The sequence below is a fragment of the Accumulibacter sp. genome, assembly GCF_029255145.1.
Classification (GTDB): Bacteria; Pseudomonadota; Gammaproteobacteria; order Burkholderiales; family Rhodocyclaceae; genus Accumulibacter.
In genome coordinates this window covers 1-17,240 of sequence record NZ_JAPUVQ010000066.1, presented here as the reverse complement: position 1 = coordinate 17,240, position 17,240 = coordinate 1, and the positions used below count along the sequence as shown (strand labels likewise).

The 17,240-nt window shown below is 65.2% G+C and carries 15 protein-coding genes, 1 pseudogene and 1 CRISPR repeat array; of the genes and pseudogenes, 8 read left to right on the top strand and 8 right to left on the bottom strand.

Features of this window, described 5'->3' with window-relative positions:
* The first annotated feature begins 78 nt into the window (after positions 1-78).
* Positions 79-1,203: an AraC family transcriptional regulator gene (locus tag Q1L50_RS06950; protein ID WP_300337054.1), complete on the top strand. Its 1,125-nt coding sequence runs from the start codon at positions 79-81 to the stop codon at positions 1,201-1,203.
* Between the two features lie 53 nt (positions 1,204-1,256).
* Here the strand turns inward: Q1L50_RS06950 and Q1L50_RS06945 are convergent, their stop codons facing one another.
* The 4 genes and pseudogenes from Q1L50_RS06945 to Q1L50_RS06930 form a co-directional block, all read right to left on the bottom strand.
* Positions 1,257-2,588 (bottom strand): hypothetical protein, encoded by a 1,332-nt coding sequence (locus tag Q1L50_RS06945; protein WP_300337029.1) that lies wholly within the window; start codon positions 2,586-2,588, stop codon positions 1,257-1,259.
* A 444-nt stretch (positions 2,589-3,032) separates the two neighbouring features.
* Positions 3,033-3,392, bottom strand: a complete 360-nt coding sequence (locus Q1L50_RS06940; protein WP_300337027.1) for a hypothetical protein — start codon at positions 3,390-3,392, stop codon at positions 3,033-3,035.
* 94 nt (positions 3,393-3,486) lie between these two features.
* Positions 3,487-4,500: an NAD(P)-dependent alcohol dehydrogenase gene (locus Q1L50_RS06935; RefSeq protein WP_300337026.1), complete on the bottom strand. Its 1,014-nt coding sequence runs from the start codon at positions 4,498-4,500 to the stop codon at positions 3,487-3,489.
* A 188-nt stretch (positions 4,501-4,688) separates the two neighbouring features.
* Positions 4,689-5,210: pseudogene (locus Q1L50_RS06930) on the bottom strand (ISAs1 family transposase); the annotation flags it as partial.
* Between the two features lie 583 nt (positions 5,211-5,793).
* On the opposite strand from Q1L50_RS06930, the gene Q1L50_RS06925 reads away from it, so the two are divergent.
* The gene (locus tag Q1L50_RS06925; protein WP_300337024.1) at positions 5,794-6,729 is read left to right on the top strand and encodes a lycopene cyclase domain-containing protein; all 936 of its coding nucleotides are present in this window, start codon (positions 5,794-5,796) and stop codon (positions 6,727-6,729) included.
* Positions 6,730-6,796: 67 nt separating this feature from the next.
* Here Q1L50_RS06925 and Q1L50_RS06920 read toward each other — a convergent pair whose 3' ends face one another.
* From Q1L50_RS06920 to Q1L50_RS06910, 3 genes are all read right to left on the bottom strand, one after another.
* A complete protein-coding gene (locus tag Q1L50_RS06920) occupies positions 6,797-7,267 on the bottom strand; it encodes a hypothetical protein (RefSeq protein WP_300337022.1) in 471 nt (156 codons plus the stop codon).
* Positions 7,231-7,809 (bottom strand): hypothetical protein, encoded by a 579-nt coding sequence (locus Q1L50_RS06915; RefSeq protein WP_300337020.1) that lies wholly within the window; start codon positions 7,807-7,809, stop codon positions 7,231-7,233. The genes Q1L50_RS06920 and Q1L50_RS06915 overlap by 37 nt, the downstream gene beginning before the upstream one ends.
* 242 nt (positions 7,810-8,051) lie before the next feature.
* A complete protein-coding gene (locus Q1L50_RS06910; RefSeq protein ID WP_300337018.1) occupies positions 8,052-8,249 on the bottom strand; it encodes a hypothetical protein in 198 nt (65 codons plus the stop codon).
* A gap of 585 nt (positions 8,250-8,834) precedes the next feature.
* Between Q1L50_RS06910 and Q1L50_RS06905 the strand changes: the two genes are divergently transcribed.
* The 5 genes from Q1L50_RS06905 (at position 8,835) to Q1L50_RS06885 (ending at position 14,486) form a co-directional block, all read left to right on the top strand.
* Positions 8,835-10,067 carry a transposase gene (locus tag Q1L50_RS06905; RefSeq protein ID WP_300337016.1) on the top strand — a complete coding sequence of 411 codons (1,233 nt, stop codon included), beginning with the start codon at positions 8,835-8,837 and terminating at the stop codon, positions 10,065-10,067.
* Positions 10,068-10,226: 159 nt separating this feature from the next.
* Positions 10,227-12,146 carry a BTAD domain-containing putative transcriptional regulator gene (locus Q1L50_RS06900; RefSeq protein WP_300337014.1) on the top strand — a complete coding sequence of 640 codons (1,920 nt, stop codon included), beginning with the start codon at positions 10,227-10,229 and terminating at the stop codon, positions 12,144-12,146.
* Positions 12,147-12,287: 141 nt separating this feature from the next.
* A complete protein-coding gene (locus Q1L50_RS06895) occupies positions 12,288-12,812 on the top strand; it encodes an OsmC family protein (RefSeq protein ID WP_300337012.1) in 525 nt (174 codons plus the stop codon).
* Entirely contained in the window at positions 12,812-13,681 is an 870-nt protein-coding gene (locus Q1L50_RS06890) for a methyltransferase domain-containing protein (protein WP_300337010.1), read from the top strand. The genes Q1L50_RS06895 and Q1L50_RS06890 overlap by 1 nt, the downstream gene beginning before the upstream one ends.
* Positions 13,682-14,054: 373 nt before the next feature.
* Positions 14,055-14,486, top strand: coding sequence for an MAPEG family protein (locus Q1L50_RS06885; protein WP_300337008.1), 432 nt, complete (start codon positions 14,055-14,057; stop codon positions 14,484-14,486).
* Positions 14,487-14,601: 115 nt separating this feature from the next.
* Here the strand turns inward: Q1L50_RS06885 and Q1L50_RS06880 are convergent, their stop codons facing one another.
* Positions 14,602-15,012, bottom strand: coding sequence for a rhodanese-like domain-containing protein (locus Q1L50_RS06880; protein WP_300337006.1), 411 nt, complete (start codon positions 15,010-15,012; stop codon positions 14,602-14,604).
* Between the two features lie 87 nt (positions 15,013-15,099).
* Positions 15,100-17,082: a CRISPR direct-repeat array (repeat unit 29 nt; unit sequence CGGTTCATCCCCGCGGCTGCGGGGAACGC).
* A gap of 49 nt (positions 17,083-17,131) precedes the next feature.
* Here Q1L50_RS06880 and Q1L50_RS06875 point away from each other — a divergent pair.
* Positions 17,132-17,240, top strand: a 109-nt coding sequence (locus tag Q1L50_RS06875; RefSeq protein ID WP_300337052.1) for a transposase, incomplete at its 3' end; no start/stop codon positions are given.

Below are 17,240 nucleotides of genomic sequence, written 5' to 3'. Positions count from 1 at the left end.
ATTACCCGATACGCCGCCAACAGTGTAAATCTCGCCAACTTGAAATATCCTGTCAATACACGACCTTGCGTGAAAGCCATGCGACTCCCGGAGAAGACTGCCAGGAATGCACCCCTAGCCGCCCCGGCAACCGGCCGGGTGTCGGCACCGGCACGCGCGACGGTGGCCATCGCTTTCGTGCAGGGAATGCTGGCCGGTCTGCAGCACGCGGGGCACGATACGGCGCCGCTGCTCGAACGCGCCAACATCGCCCCGCAACTGCTCGACGACCCGGCAGCGCGGATTCCCGTCGACCGCTACGCGACGCTCTACAACCTGATCAACCATGAACTCGACGACGAAGCCTTCGGACTCTTTTCGGCGCCGATGCGCGTCGGCAGCTTCGAGTTTCTCTGTCGCAGCTGCATCACCGCGCCGACACTGGCCGAAGCCATCGCGCGCAGTGCGCGATTCCTGCGCCTGGTGCTGCCCGACCTGGCGGTCTGCCTCGAGAACCATCCCGAGCAGGCCCGCCTGTGCATCGGCGAAACGCGCCCGCTGCCGATCGGCCGGGTCTTCGCCTTCGAATGGCTGCTGCGCCTGCTGCACGGACTGCTTTCCTGGCTGGTCGGGCGCAACATCGTCTTCGATTCGGTGGTCTTCCCTTACCCGCGTCCGGTGCACGCCGATGATTATGCGCTGATCTTCACCGCGCGCTCGACCTTCGACGCCGAACTGCTAACCGCCAGCTTCGCCGCCAACCTGCTGGAGTTGCCGGTCCGCCGCGATGAAGCTGCGCTGCAGGCTTTTCTCGATGGCGCACCGGGCAAGCTGACGATGCTCTACCGGCGCGACCGCGAAACGGTCCTGCGCGTCCGCGATGCACTGCGCGATGCGCTGCCAGCTTCCCGCTCGCTGGCTGAAGTAGCGCGCGCGCTGCATCTGTCGCCACGCACCCTGCATCGCCGGCTGGAAGACGAGGGATCGAGCTTCCAGGCGACCAAGGACGCCTTGCGGCGCGACGTGGCGATCAACCGCCTGGCCAAGACCAGGCAAGCCCTGTCACAGATTGCCGCCGACCTCGGCTTCGCCGACAGTGCTGCATTCTTCCGCGCTTTCCGGCGCTGGACCGGCTCCGCACCGGCACACTATCGACGGCGCATGCAAGCGTCTGGCGATGACGAGCCGGGGCAGCGCGCCGGAAGGTCGGTCAGGGCGCGGTAGCGGAACGCCGGACGGGGCCTTGCCGGCGCCGCCACCGCGCTCACCCCGACGCTTCAGCGGTCGGTCATGAAGCGCGTCGCGTCTTCGAGGTCGGCGTGCGTGCTGCCGCTGTACAGGGCATTGACGAACTTGCGCCAGATCAGATCCGGTTCGCCCAAACGGAAGCCATAGATCCCGCCCTCCGACTCCCGCGACGCCGAAACCTGGATTCTCGACACCTCGGCGGGACCCAGCTGGATCGTCATCTCGCCCCAGACGTTGATCGGAACCAGTGCCAGGGTGTGCGCCTGGAACCCGTAGCGCGACAGCTGGACAAGTTCCAGGCTGATACAGCTCTCCGTCCCATCGGCAGCGACGGTCAGAAAGTTCGCCGGACACCTGACCGAAAAGCGGCGGTGGCGCCGGCGATGTGCCTCGTCCTGTTTGCCTTCCAGGACTTCCGGCAGGACCGCCGGGCATGCCGGCAAAACGGCCTGATAGGCTGGCAGATCGTAGATGGTGTGCATCAGGGATTTCTTGCGATCGCTGAGCCGAGCGAAGACGCTGGTCCGCACATTGAAGAAGTGATCGAGCAGTTCCGGCGTCAGCACCGGATCGTTGGTGGTGTAGAAGCGACGTTGTGGCAGCTTGATGTTGGGCAATTTCACCTGCGTGAAAAATGCGTACAGGTTCCGTTTGGGTGGCTTCGACCCGTAGTGGTACTTGAAGATCTCGGGGGCAGAGCGCAGATCGAGCGTCGCCCCGACCGCTGGCGCACCATTCACGAAATCGTAATTCTCGACGACATTCTGGGTCAGGCGCTTAAAGAACAGCAATGACTCGTACATTTCGATGTGACTGGGGTTGACCGCGATCACCAGGTGCCGGGTGTCGAAGAAGGTCGTGCAATACTCGTACATGAACTTCATCAGCGGGAACAGGATGCTGCCACCGGTTCTACGAAAGCGCTTGTGGATCGCCAACGCCGAGACCTCGGCGATCTTTCCCTTCTTCTCGCGCAGTGCCGTCAGATCAAAGATTCGCTGTAGCGGAAAGCCCAGCCGGCTCTCCCTGATCAAGGACAGGGTGCCGACCACTTCGCCGTCGTACTTCGCGCACAGGGTCGTGGTCGTCGGCAAGGCGTGGTAGATGGTGACGCGCATTCCGGAGGGATCCGGGTTCATGAAACCGTTGGCGACGTAGGCGTCGTGCAACAGGGCAAAGCACGCTTCAAGTTCCTCCTTTGTTTCAGCGATCTTCAGAACTAGCCGCTCGTCCGGATTCGGATTGCAATCGACGAAGTTGCGATAGACAGCGAAGCGCCTCTTCCTGGGGAGGAAATTGAACAGGTTTCGCAACGTTCGGTTCAGCAATTTCCGTACCGGCAAGACCAGTTTTCTGATCATCACTACTCCCTCACCAACCACGACGATCCGAAACGCACGCGACCCGCACGCTGGCACGAACACCGTCGCCGGCTCCATAAACAACGCCGCAGCCAAGGAGTGCACTGTATCGACAATCCGGCCGAAGGATCGAAGAGCCTGCTACCGTGCTCGGAATATTTTCCAGTGCATCTTATCGAAGGACGCACGGACGTCGTCGCTGCTGCCCAGCGCGCGGCCGTCGAATCATGGGGCAAGCAAGAGTGACTGCCGGCAAACTAATCGACCTTTTCCGGGAATTATGACCGACACCCCTCCAATTGGTTGGAACTGAATGAGCAATCCCCGCCGAGCCCGACCGCCACGGCCTCGCAGGTCTCGGGAGTTGGGCGATGAACCGCCCTTGCCGGCCGATGACGGGAACGGCCTTCCCGCCCGGATGGCGGGCGCCATCGGGACGCGCGCCTAGCGCCGGCGCGGCGCACCGATCAACTGCCGCAGATAGCCGCCAACGACCAGCAACTGCGTCTTCTCCAGCCGACCGATGACGCTGCGGATCATCGGGGCGATGATCCGGGTGGCGCCGGCCACCCCGAGATTGGCCGACTGCTGCAGCACGAAACCCACCTTGGCCAATTCGAGCGGCTTGAGAAAACAGTAATCCATGCCGCTGTTCGTCAGTTCGACCACCAGATCGGCCAGCGAACTGCGGTGTACGGTCGGGTCCTCGGCGTTCTCGAGCGTGTCCAGGAGGCGAACGACCCTGGCGTGCAGTTCCTCGGAATGAACGATGCGCAAGGAGGGGTGCTTGGCAGGGCCGGGCATCACGCGGTCCAAGGAGCGTCGCCGATCCCCCGGAACCGCGGGGACCAAGGGGTCGATTGTCGTCCGCCGCCGGCCGGCGGTCGGCCGCGAGCTCTCAATGGCGGATGCAAATCTTGCCGAAATGCGCGCCGCTCTTGAGCCGGGCCATCGCTTCCTTGAGTTCTTCGAAGGCGAAAACGCGGTCAATCGCCGGCTGCAGCCGATGTTGCCCGATCGCCCGCAGCATCGCCTCGAAACCGTCGCGATGACCGACGGTGATCCCCTGCAGGCGGACCATGCGCGTCACCACCAGTCCCAGCGGCGCGGCGAGGCTGGAGCCGGACAACACGCCGATCATCGACAACGTTCCACCCGGCTTGATGCAGCGCAAGGACTGCGGCAAGGTCTGCTCGCCGCCGAGTTCGACGATGTGATCGAAGCCGCGGCCGCCGGTAATCGCACGCGCCGCCTTCGCCCATTCGGGCGTCGTCAGGTAGTTGATCCCGGCGTCGGCGCCGAGCGCCTGCGCGCGCGCCAGCTTCTCGTCGCTCGAAGAAATGACCGTCACGTGCGCTCCCAGCAGCTTCGCGAACTGCAGTGCGAACAGAGCCACGCCGCCGGTTCCCTGCACCAGCACGCGCGCTCCGGGACCGAGCGTGTCGTAGGTCACGACCGCGCTCCACGCCGTGAGCGCCGCACAGGGCAGCGTTGCCGCCTCTTCGTCGCTGAGGTGGGCGGGCACGTTGACGACGCCACCCTCGGGCAGGCACACCAGATCGGCCATCATCCCGTCGACCGGCCCGCCGAGCGTCTGCGTGAGCCGCTCGAGATCGGGGGCACCGGCCAGCCAGCCTTGGTGGAAACAAGGACAGACGCGATCACCGACGCGCACACGGCTCACGCTGGCGCCGACCTCGACGACTTCGCCGACGCCGTCGGAAACCGGAATCAGCGGCAGCGTCCCGGTAAACGATCCGTAGCCGCGGTTCGGTACGACCAGGTCGCGGTAATTGAGCGAAGCCGCTTTCATCCGCAACAGCACTTGCCCGGGGCCGGGCCGCGGATCGGGGCGGATGGCCAACTGCAGATGGTCCATTCCCCAGTCGTCCTGGATCTGGAAGACTCTCATCGCACGGGATTTCCTCCTGGTGAGCTGGCAAGGCCATCGCTGGCGGCGACGCCGTAGGGCATGCCGCACTCCAGCGTGCGACACGTCAGCCGACAACACCACGCCAGAGGCCAATGTCGAAGAGTATAGGTGTCGCGGTCGACCGCGGTCAATCGCCGGAGCGGCGTCGCAGGGCAATCGCATGAATCTCATACAAGACCCAGGAGTTGAGCGCGGAAGGTGTCGGAAGTGGCTGCGATCAGGCGCTGAACCTTGAGTCCGCCCGTGCGGCGGACGGGGGCGACGCGGAGCAGGGTCAAGACGAACTGGTGCAAGACAGCGAGGGTGTCAGCGGCATGATCGGTGCCGGCTCGCATCCGGTCGTCGCCAAAAGCCCCATCCATGCACCAGGCAGACTGTTTTCGACACGCCACTGCAAGCGAACGCTTTGCTTCATGCGCTGGGCGTCAGGGGCCAGGCTGCTGATATGGGTGCGCCTATCTGTGGAGGTCGCTTTCCCCCTGATCCTTCGCTCGGTGGTGATTACGGCAAACGACTGCCAGGCTCACCAACGCTCGGGGGCGTGCAAACAGTCAAGCTGGTTGAGGACATGGCAGCGACGCACCTCGCTTCGGCCAGCTTCGGCCGATTGCCTTTGGCTGCGTGCCCATGGCATCGATGGTGACGATACAGCCTTCCAGCGCCAGGGGCGCCAGCAGTTCAGGGATCGCGGGGATCGGACAAACGCGTTGTTCTATCGGACCTTGAACGCTGCGCGGGTCGGCGATCTGTTCATGAGCCTGATTCATACCGCTGAACAGCGCCAGATCGAGCCGTTCGACTACCTCGTCACCTTGCAGCGCCACGTGTCGACCGTTGCGCTCGATCCGTTCGCGTGGATGCATTGGAGCAATACCGAGGCGCTGGCCCGCGCCCAGGCTGCCGCCGCCAAAGACGCTGAAGCGCCGCCAGGCTGAGTCGCCGAGCGGCAGGGTACCGCCGCCCTTCCTGTCCGCCCGGGAATCCTCCAGGAGCTAGATCGCCCCCGCGCTGCGGCGGCGTGCGTCGGGTTGCGGGGGGTTTGCAGCTTTGCCGAAAGCACACGGAAGACAACAGACCGTCGGAAAATATCAATGATTCCCGTCGCCCCATCGCCTGGCGGGCGGCGGCTGCCGCTTCAAAGACGAACGACCTTGGCGCAGAATGTCCCGACTTCCGATCGACACAGGGCCCGACATGGAAACCGACGAAACCGCACACCGCGTAGAGAACGATCGCAGGCACGGGCGGTGGCCGTCTGGACAGCCCTACCGGGTGCCAGTCCTGCTCGCCGCGATGCTGATCGTGCCGACGGCGCTGACCCTGTCGAGCGTCGAACATCCGGGCGTGCTGAACGTCGCCTCCGACAACCCGACGCCCTACGGTTACACCTGGAGCCTGCTGCTGTTCATCGTGCCGGTGGCGGTGCTCGGTGGCTGGTTCGCCCGCCGGCCGGCGCTGCACTTCCCGCGCCGGGCGTTCTGGCGAACGCTGGCCGTGCTGGTGCCGCTGGGCTTCGTGCTCGACCTGGCTTTCGGCAACGCCTTCTTCGTCTTCGGCAATCAGCGCGCGACGCTGGGAATCAAGGTTCCAGCCGTCGGCGGCGCGCTGCCGGTCGAGGAGTTCGTCTTCTACCTCAGCGGATTCATGGCCGCGCTGCTGAGCTACGTCTGGGCCGACGAATACTGGATGAGCGCCTACAACGTGCCCGACTACCGCGCCCAGGCGCACGCCATCGTGCGCTTCGTCCGCCCGCACTATCCGTCGGTCTGGTTCGGCATCGCGCTGATCGCCGCCGCCGCCACGTACAAACGCTGGTTCTCGGGCGCGCCGGCAGGCTTCCCCTGGTATTTCACCTATCTCACGCTCGGCGCCCTGGTGCCCTCGGTGGCGCTCTTCCACACCGCCCGCTCGTTCATCAACTGGCGCGCGTTCAGCTTCACCTTCCTGCTGATGCTGCTCATCAGTCTGCTCTGGGAAGTCACGCTGGCCGTGCCGTACGGCTGGTGGGGCTTCCGGCCGGAAGCGATGATTGGCATCCATATCGATGCCTGGTACGGCCTGCCGATCGAGGAACCGCTGGTGTGGATGGCGGTGAGCTACGCCACGGTGATCGTGTACGAGGTGATCAAGATCTGGCTCGCGGTGCACGATCCGGCGCCCGCGGATCAGGTAGCTTGCCTGAGCGTATCGGATCCTCCCGGCTGGTGACCCGTACCAGATCAAACGTCGCTTCGCATCCGGGGAAACCGCAGGGAAGCCGCCAAGAGCAACCCCGTCACCGGTCGCCACGCGATGGCTCACCCCCGCACCGGCGAGGAACGCCCCGTAGGGGCAGGCCTTGTGCCTGCCCTGGTCGGTCCATCCCCGCGCCCGCGGGTAACGCGTTGGTTCCGAATGCTTCGACCAGCGCCAGACCTTTGCCGATGGCCAGCGGATGGTTGTTCATCACTTGCTGAATCATCTTCTCGCCGTACAGCGATTGATACGCCGTGTAGCTGTCAGCGTCCGCGAAGTGCAGCGCGCGCGAGGCGCTACCCCGGTTGGCGCGGGCACCGGTGCCGTTGTAGGCGCCAGGCGTGACCTTGTTAGCGCCATCGGTGGCGATCGACTCATAGGCATGACCGAGGAAGCCGGTCATTTGCGCGTCGGTCATCGGGATCCCGTCTTCGGTCATGTACTGGCGACGGTCGAGCTTGGGCAGCGTGTCCGCTATCCACTTCGCCTTGCCGGCGATGGCAACGCGCACCTGGCTGTGGTGCTGGGGAACAGACCAGTTTCCCAGGTATCCGATGTCGCCGCCAGCCCGGTTGAAGCGCTGCCTGGACGCTTCGTCGTCTCGTTGAACAGCTCGCGGCCCCCCGGGGAGGTCATCAGCTGCGTGTATTCGGGATCGGCAACGAGCTTGCCGACCATCCGCCGACCTTCGGCGATGGCCTCCTTTTCAACGCTGGTGATGCCGCACTTGCTGCCCACATCGAAGGCGATGTGCGAGCCAAGACGTTCGAACCCGGCCTCGATGCTGTCGCCACCCCGAACGAAGTCGAGCAGTTGCGCGGTCTTGATCACCTGCAGTTGCGCGCGCTGCGCCTTCAGACGAGCTTCGTGGACCAGTTCGACGGCGGCCTGTGGTGCGGCGGTCAGCTCCGGCTGTGCTACGCTTGCGGCAGGGTTTTGGCTGAGCTTCGGAAACTCGGCTGCCGGGTGATGCTGCTGGTGTACATCAGCGGACAACGAGGATGAGGATACCGCCGCACCTTCTGCCTTGGCCGTCCCGTTCTGCGCCTTCAACTCGCGCGCCTGCCGCAGATACTGGTAAGGCCTTGCTATACTGGCTTCTTCCGGGGTGAGTGTTGGAAAATCAGCTGCCGCGTGAGGTTGATCGGCTCGCCGATCAGTCAATGAAGATGAGGGGAATCGGGGCGCTGGTCCTGGCTGCTGTCCCTCCGCTCCGGATGCTTTCTTTTGCGCCCCCTGTCTTTCGTGCTTCATTTGGCGTGCTTCGCGCAGAGCCTTGCTCCGGCCCGGAGCAGTCATTGACGCGTCGACATCGACCCTTTGCCGTTCGCTTCGACCTCAAGCACGGTCACGCCGTGACTTGGCACCTTCTGTCCTTCTCTCGCGTCATTGAGGACCAGCTGCGCTCGATCTGCCCGGTTCAGGTTGGGCAACACCTCGTCGACGTGGAGCGTGCCGTCGTCCAGGCGCTGTAGCCCGTCGCGAGCGATCATTGGCCGCAAATCGTGAAGGTGCTTGATCAACGACGCGCTGATCCGCGCCTCGCGCCGTGTGTCGTCGGATGCCGGCAGGACCCCATGCGGGTAGGCGGTGCCGTCCTCGAAGGTCGGCCGGCTTGTGCGTCGCGCACGTGATCGAGATAGGCGAGGGTCTCTGCGGCGTTCGGCGGCTCGCCATTCAGCAACCGCAGTACCTGCCGCGGCCCGCCGTTGTAGTCGGCAATCATCGCCTGAACGTTGCCGCCGTACTGCTTCATGGTGTCGTGCAGATAACGCCCCGCGTCTGTGGGGAACGCTGTCAGTTTTGAATCGGTGAGAAGAGAAGAACTGTGTCAGGTTCCAATCGGTGGTGACAGGCGGGCGCTCTGCGCCTCGAAACATATCCCGCTCTCTGCCGCCACCGCCAGACTCACCGCAGATCTGACGAAGAACCACTGTACGACACACGTCTGGCAGGGCCCTGCAGTCATTCCGAAGGCACCCTAAACGGCTGCGTTCAGTCTAGCAGCCTGTCGGACTTTCCCGTCCCCTGAAGCGAACATGATAAAATCATAGCTCGTCGAGCAACCGGGTCGTGGCATGGCCAACTTCATCGTCGCTGACCGCAAGACCGACTATCTGCTACCGCCGTCGGTGGATGATTGGCTGAACGAGGATCACCTGGCACGATTCATTGTTGAGGTGATCGACCAGCTGGATCTTTCCGAACTGACGCGGCAGTACGCTGGGCGCGGCTCGAAAGCCTACCATCCGGCGACCCTGCTGGCGATTCTGGTCTATGGCTACGCCACGGGTATCTTCTCCAGCCGCAGGCTGGAGCAGGCGACCTACGATTCCGTGGCGTTTCGCTTCATTGCTGCCAACCACCACCCCGATCACGACAGCCTGGCCACCTTCCGCCGCCGTTTCCTTGACGAACTCAGCGACCTGTTTCTGCAGATCCTGAAAATGGCCAAGGAAATGAAGATACTCAAGGTGGGTAACATCTGTTTTGACGGCACCAAGATCGAGGCCAACGCCTCGCGGCACAGTGCATTGTCACACGGGCACATCGAAAAACTGGAAGCGCAGCTCAAGGCCGAGGTTCAGGAATTGCTCGCGCTGGCCGAGCAAGCGGATCAAGCCGAGATCCCGGATGGTGTCAGTCTGCCTGAGGAACTCAAGCGCCACGAGGATCGGCTGGCGGCGATGGCCGCAGCCAAAGCCAAGATTGCCGCCCGGGCCGAGGAGCGCTATCAGCGAGAGAAAGCCGAGTACGACGAGAAAATCGCCGGCCGTGCCGCCAAGGAAGAGGCAACGGGCAAGAAATTGGGAGGAAAGCCAGCCAAGGCGCCGGAGCCCGGACCACGAGACAGTGACCAGATCAATCTGACCGACGACGAATCCCGCATCATGCCGGTGGCTGGTGGCGGCTTCGAGCAAGCGTACAACGCCCAGGCAGCGGCCGATGCGGCCACCATGCTGGTGGTCGCCACCGGGGTGACACAAGCCCCCAAGGACAAGGAGCAGGTCGAGCCGATGCTGGCCACCCTCAAGGCACAGGCCGGGGTGCTCGGCGCCGTGGACTCCCGGATCGCCGATGCCACGCCAGTTCAGGCCATGTCCCATCGTCTGAAGACCAGGGAAGGGCGAGCACGCTACGCCTTACGCCAGCAGACGGTCGAGCCGGTGTTCGGGATCATCAAGTCCGTGATGGGCTTTCGCCGCTTCGCTCTGCGCGGATTGAAGAAAGTCACCGGCGAGTGGACGCTGGTTTGCCTGGCGTGGAATTTGAAGCGCATGGACGTGTTGCGTCTACAGGAGGGAAAGTGAGCGGAAAACCCTCCAGAAACCAGGAAACACAATGACGTCCGGATTCCTGTCCCGCATTGTGAAATGCGCCGGCTTGGCCGGCGTCAAGTCCGACGGGCTGCTAGCAGAGAAATCCGGGGTCATGGCGATTCTAATTCAGCTGCCAGCCAATCCAACGACATGCCGAAATTCCGTCTGACGCTGCTCGGCGGCTTTCGCCTCGACGACGAGGGCGGCCGGGAAATCACCGTCGCATCGCGCAAGGCAAAGGGCATGCTCGCCGTTCTCGCCGTCCACAGTCCGGCGGCCGTCACGCGCGAGCGCATCGCGGCGATATTCTGGGGCGATCTGGCCGAGGAGCGCGCCCGGCACAGCCTGCGCCAGGTGCTCACGGCCTTGCGGCGAGATGCCCCGGTGGTCGAAGCGAGCGGCGAAACGCTACGGCTGGACAGCTGCGTTTGCACAGCCGACGCGACCGAATTTGCCGCGCTCACGGCGAGCGCCGACCCCGCTGAGCTCGAGCGTGCGCTGGCGCTCGACAGCGGGCCTTTGCTCGACGGACTGTCCGCCAAAGAGGAGGCGTTCGAGGAGTGGTTGGGCGCCGCGCGCAGGCGGTTGTCGCAGGCGGCGGTGGCCGCACTGACGCGGCTTGCGTCACACCACGCGGGACAAGCGAAGCACGAGGCCGCGGTGCGACTACTGCAGCGCCTGCTTGCTGGCGATCCGGCGAACGAGGACGCTCACCGCGCGCTGATGCGCTCGCTTGAGGCCCTCGGCCGGCGCAGCGAAGCGCTGTACCAATACAAGCTCTGCCGGGAACTGCTGCTCAAGCAGCTTCAGGTAGAGCCCGACGCAGCGACGCAGGCGCTCCATGATTCGATCCGCCGGGAAAGCGTCACGCTACGCGGCCGCGAAGGAGACGGCCAGCGCGTCGTTGCAGTCGTGCCGTTCGCCAACTCCGCACGCAGCCCGGAGCTCGACTCGCTTGCCGCGGCCATTGCCGAGGACATCAGCAGGCAACTCGCGCGCGTGCCCGGCTTCCGGGTCGTCGTGCAGCCCGCGGTCGTCGCGGCGATGCGGCCGAATCCCGACGATCTAGCGCAGCTCGCGCGCGTGCTGGAAGCCAGCTACCTGGTCACCGGCAGCCTGCGCCAGCCCGAAGCCGGCTGTCTGCGCATCGCCGTCCAGATCGTCGATGGCGAAAAAGCCCAGTACCTGTGGAGCCTGCAGCAGGATCTGGCGTTGCGCGGCGGTACTGCCGATGTCGACAACTTCGTTGCCGGAACGACCGCCAGGATCGAGCAACAACTGACGCTCGCCGAGGCCGGTGGCGGCGATGGCGGCGATCGCGACGACGACCGACCGGATGCCTGGCACAAGACGCACCAGGCCGGCAGCGCGTTGTTCTCGGCCGGATGGTCCGAAGATGCTGTGGACGACGCCGTGCGCCTGTTTCGGGAGGCGATCGCGCTCGATCCCAAACTTGCACTCGCACGGGCGCACAAGGCCCTGATCATGGCCTTCGCCCAGGACTGGGGATTGCTCCGCGGCGACACGGCCCGGGACGAGGCCCGCGCCGACGCGGAAAAGGCGCTGGAGCTCGAACCGACCCGATCCGAAGTTCTCGGCCTCGCCGCTTGCGCCATTGCCCACCTGGGCGATCCGGCTCGCGCCGTGCCGCTGCTGGAACGTGCGATCGAGGACAATCCGAACAATGCGCAGGCCTGGGCGGCGCTCGGCGCCACCCGCTTGCTGCAGATGCAATTCGCGACCGCCGTCGAGGCGCTGCGCCGCGGTCTGCGGACCAGTCCGACCGACTACCGTCGCTCGGTCTGGCTGACCGCCCTGGCCAGTGGCCTGGTCCGGCTCAACCGGCTCGACGAAGCGCTCGACGCCGCCCACGGCGCTTGCCGGTCGGATGCAAAGTTCTATCCCGCCCGGATCGTCCTGGCGATGGTCCTGGCGAAGCTTGGCAAGGCGTCCGAGGCGGTCGAGGCAGTTGCCGAAGCAAGGCGTATCCGCCCACGGCTCAGTCGGGCCGAAATGCGGCGCTTTGTCGGCGGCGCCCTCGACGAACTCGCCTCGTCGTCCGGATTCTGAAGATCCTGGAAGATCGCACGACGATTGACGGCGGATTGACGCTGTCCGGGACGTCCGTTTGACGCCGCCGCCCGACACTCATGGCGAGCACCAGACCGGCACCGAACGCTCACCGGTCGATACCCCGTCAGGAGACAACAGATGAACCTAGAGGCCATGCAATTGGCGCTGCAACGCGCCGAACACGTCTTTTCAAGGCATCCCGGTGCCGCGAAATTGCAGGTGATTGCCAGGGCGACCGTCCGCGAAGGTATGCGCTGCGAGTTCAGCGAAGACGACTGGCGGTTCGTCGCCGACATGCCGGAACCCCTTGGCGGCACCGCCACCGGACCGACGCCGAGCACCTTTGTACGAGCGGCGCTCAGCACCTGCCTGGCGATCGGCTATTCGATGCGCGCGGCCTACCTCGGCGTGCCGATTCGCGGCGTCGAGGTCGAAGTGCAGGTTGACGCGGACCTTCGCGGCATGTTTTGCGGGCAGGCGGAAGTGCCGAACTACAGCCGCCTCGCCTACCTCGTGACCTTCGACAGCGATGCTCCCGAGAGCGACCTGCAGCGGGTCCTCGACGAGGCCGACGAGCGCAGCCCGTATCTACAACTGTTCAAGAAGTCGCTGAGTGTGAGCCGCACAACGCGCGTCGTCCCGACAGCGGCGGCGGTGGCTTGATGGACGCGCGACTGCAAAGACGCATCCAGCGCTACGGCTGGGATCGCGCCGTCGACTTCTATGACCAGTGCTGGTTGAGTCGGCTCCTGCCGGCGACCAGCAGCGTACTCGAACGCGCCGCCATCGCGCCGGGAGATCGCGTGCTCGATGTCGCCTGCGGGACGGGCGTTCTGGCCATCGCGGCGGCGGCCAGGGTCGGCAAGACCGGTTTGGTGACCGGAATCGACCTGTCGGCGAAGATGGTCGAAGCCGCGCAGACCGCGGCCAGGGCTCTCGGCCTCGACAACTGCCGCTTCGAACGCGGCGACGCCGAGGCGCTGCCTGATCTGGACGGCGAGTTTAACGTCGGCTTGTGCGGCCTCGGCCTGATGTACATGCCGGACCCGGAGCGCGCACTCGTCGTGTTGGCGCAACAGCTCGTGCCCGGCGCTCGCGTGGCGGTGTCGGTCTGGGGGCAGCGCAGTCGATGCGCCTGGGCCGAGATCTTCCCGATCGTCGACGCCCGTGTCGAGTCCGAGGTTTGCCCCTTGTTCTTTCGCACCGGCGCAGGTGATACGCTGCACCATGCTCTCGATGCTGCCGGCCTCACCGGGGTGACGACCGAACGCTTGTCGGTGACGCTGCGCTATGCCAGCGCCGACGAGGCCTGCGATGCGGCCTTCCTCGGTGGCCCGGTCGCCCTCGCCTATTCGCACTTCGATGCGGCGACCCGTGCGGCCGTGCGCGCGGAATACCTGCAATCGGTGGAATCGCACAAATGCGGCGAGGCCTACGCCATCCCGGGCGAATTCCTTATCGGCTACGGAGTCAAGCCGGTAACGGTCCGAAACCATTCAGCCGTGACTTCTGCAGGAAGGGTCCAACAATGAAAGCGAAATGCCTCCAACCCCATTCGCCCGCTGCGCTTCGTGCTCGACGCTGCTTTCGGAAACCGCTTGGTCGCCTTCAGCGATCACGGCACGATTGGCCATCGGCAACCACACGGACGCCGTGTAGCGGCCGGCAAAGCACGCAACACCAGCAAGTCGGCACATGGCGCGTGACGGCCGTCCAGCACAACGGCACGATCGATCGCCGCCATTGCGCTTCTTCGGGAAGCCGGGACGCCGCCGCCTTGCACCACGGCCGGCGTTCATTTGATCGAACCGGCGGATACGTACCCCGTAGCTGCCGTGGTGTGGGCGGCAGGCGCCGAGAGGCGTGTGCTTCCTCCGAACAGGCGAGACCTCGTGAGGTGATGCCATGAGCGTGCCGGTATGGATGTTGCTGGGATTCGCTGCCTGGACCGTGCTGTTGTTGCTGGCCACGGTTGGCGTATACCGCTGGAGCCTGATTCTGAGCGGTCGGGTACCGATCAATGCCTTCCGGGCCGATCAGATCGAGGGGGCAGATCGCTACAAGCGCGCAATGCGGGCACACGCAAACTGCGTCGAGAACTTGCCGGTCTTTGCCGCCATCGTTATCGCACTGCACATTGGCGGCGTCGGCGGTACTCTGGTCGATGGGCTTGCAGTGGCGATTCTCGTTGCCCGCATCGCACAATCGCTGGTGCATGCCGGTTTCGTCCAAACCAACGCCGTGACATCGGTCCGATTCGGCTTCTTCTTCGCGCAGATTATCGGCTTTCTCTGGCTGATCGGGATCATCGTCGCCAGGCTGGGCGGCAGCGCGTGACACGAGCGCGTGCTTGACGCCCGCCGGCGGCAATGGCTGGCAGCAAGCAGTCGCCGCACCGGCTGACCGAGCGTGTGCGGTACGCCGCGAAGGCCGCGGCTGCCACCGGTTCTTGTCAGGCGATGGCAACCGCCCGAGCCACTTCCAGTTCGTAGCCCGCTTCCAGCCAGCCGTCGATGCCGCCGGCCAGCACACGCACGCGAAATCCCCGTTCGCCGAGCACCTGCGCGGCTTTCAGAGCCGAGGCGTCGTTCGGGCAGGCGCAGTAGGTGACCACCTCGGCGCCTGCCGGCCAGTCGTCGGTGTTGACCCGCGCTATCGTCGCCAATTCGAGGTGGCGGGCGCCGGGGATCCGTTGACCTTGCGTGTCGTGCATCGCCGCGGCCCGCACGTCGGCGATGACCAGTTCGCTTCCTCTGGCGATCAAGTCGGCGAGTTCGTCCGGGCGGACGCGTGGTAGCCGCGCCAGGCGGCGTGCGGTTCCCCAGCGGCGCCAGGCGCGTAGCGCGAGGTAGAGCGCGAGCACGATGCCGATGGCGCTCAGCGCCAGGCCGCCGAGGTCGCCCAGATGCTCGAGCAGCAGTTCGATCTGGTCGGGAAACAGCAGGCTGTACGGTTCATCACCGCGGCTGCGGGGAACGCGCACGGCGGCCGATCTGTTGCGGTTCGTGGCGCGGTTCATCCCCGCGGCTGCGGGGAACGCTTGTTCTTCGTCACCCCCGCGCATGGGTTCGTCGGTTCATCCCCGCGGCTGCGGGGAACGCGCAGCCTTCGGTCGTGCGTCGCGAAATTGGAACGGTTCATCCCCGCGGCTGCGGGGAACGCCAGAACCCCCTCCCTCCCCGCCGCGATACCGACGGTTCATCCCCGCGGCTGCGGGGAACGCATCAGCAGCGCCCTCTCGGCTCGCCCCCTGCGCGGTTCATCCCCGCGGCTGCGGGGAACGCGCGGTGCCGCTGTTGGTGATCGTCACCCCGGACGGTTCATCCCCGCGGCTGCGGGGAACGCTAGCCAGTGTCGAAGCCATCGGACACCAGCTGCGGTTCATCCCCGCGGCTGCGGGGAACGCTTGCCGGTGCCGTTGTCGATCAGCCGGTACCACGGTTCATCCCCGCGGCTGCGGGGAACGCCAGCATCATGGATGCGCCGACGATCAGTATCGCGGTTCATCCCCGCGGCTGCGGGGAACGCGCTTAGATGATGCTTGCGCTGGTGACCTGTAGGCGGTTCATCCCCGCGGCTGCGGGGAACGCCATCGCAGCGGCTGTGGTCTGAAGAAGTCGCCCGGTTCATCCCCGCGGCTGCGGGGAACGCACTCCTATCAACCCGGTAGCACCAGGCGGTACCGGTTCATCCCCGCGGCTGCGGGGAACGCCGATCGAGGCGTTCAACTCTGCCAAGCTCCTGCGGTTCATCCCCGCGGCTGCGGGGAACGCTTTTCGGCGGTTGCACTCCGGGCGGAGTGTTGCGGTTCATCCCCGCGGCTGCGGGGAACGCGGTATTAGCGCCGCCAGTCTCAAGACCGCAGTACGGTTCATCCCCGCGGCTGCGGGGAACGCAGGGCGAAGACTGCCACCTCTGGCAGCCCCATCGGTTCATCCCCGCGGCTGCGGGGAACGCTGCTATTGCAAAGGAAGCGGCGGAAGCGGCCGCGGTTCATCCCCGCGGCTGCGGGGAACGCCGCCGATAGTTCGCCAGCCAGGCGTGCTGGCCTGGTTCATCCCCGCGGCTGCGGGGAACGCGTCGCGCCGCTCGATGTGGCCCAGACCAGCGCCGGTTCATCCCCGCGGCTGCGGGGAAGGCTTCAACAGCGGACTGTCGACGTGCTTCTTGGACGGTTCATCCCCGCGGCTGCGGGGAACGCTGGTCGAGCGATCGACGCAGCAACAGTTTTTGCGGTTCATCCCCGCGGCTGCGGGGAACGCTGAGCGTCCGGGCGCGCAAAGGGGTGGCCAATCGGTTCATCCCCGCGGCTGCGGGGAACGCGTCGCCACTCGTTCGTTAATATCCACAGTACCCGGTTCATCCCCGCGGCTGCGGGGAACGCTCGACCCCGAATGTTTTTGCTTTCCGGCAGTGCGGTTCATCCCCGCGGCTGCGGGGAACGCGCTATTTCAGCGGACGACGAGACGCCGGCCTGCGGTTCATCCCCGCGGCTGCGGGGAACGCACGTGGATAACGAAAACCCGCACCGATACCCGCGGTTCATCCCCGCGGCTGCGGGGAACGCGTGCGACACGGCTATAGTGCAAAAAGACTTGACGGTTCATCCCCGCGGCTGCGGGGAACGCAGCAAGGGAGCGGCTACCCACGCATTTGCTGTCGGTTCATCCCCGCGGCTGCGGGGAACGCACGTGCAGCTCGAGAGCATGAACCGGACGTTCCGGTTCATCCCCGCGGCTGCGGGGAACGCCGGAGGGCAGCACACATGCAGATAAGCGCCCGCGGTTCATCCCCGCGGCTGCGGGGAACGCACGATTACGCGCGGTCGAACTCACAAGGAATGCGGTTCATCCCCGCGGCTGCGGGGAACGCAAGACGCGCACCACGATGCGCTTTTTCGAGCGCGGTTCATCCCCGCTGACGTGGTCTAATTTCCCTGGACACCTCGATAGGTGGATGATCCACCGTTAGAGGAGCAATTGATGAGCCAAAAACGCAAGACGTTCGACCCGAGCTTCAAGCTGCAGGTCGTTCAACTGATCAAAGAGCAAGGCCTGAGTGTGGCGCAAGTCTGCCGCGACATGAGCCTTG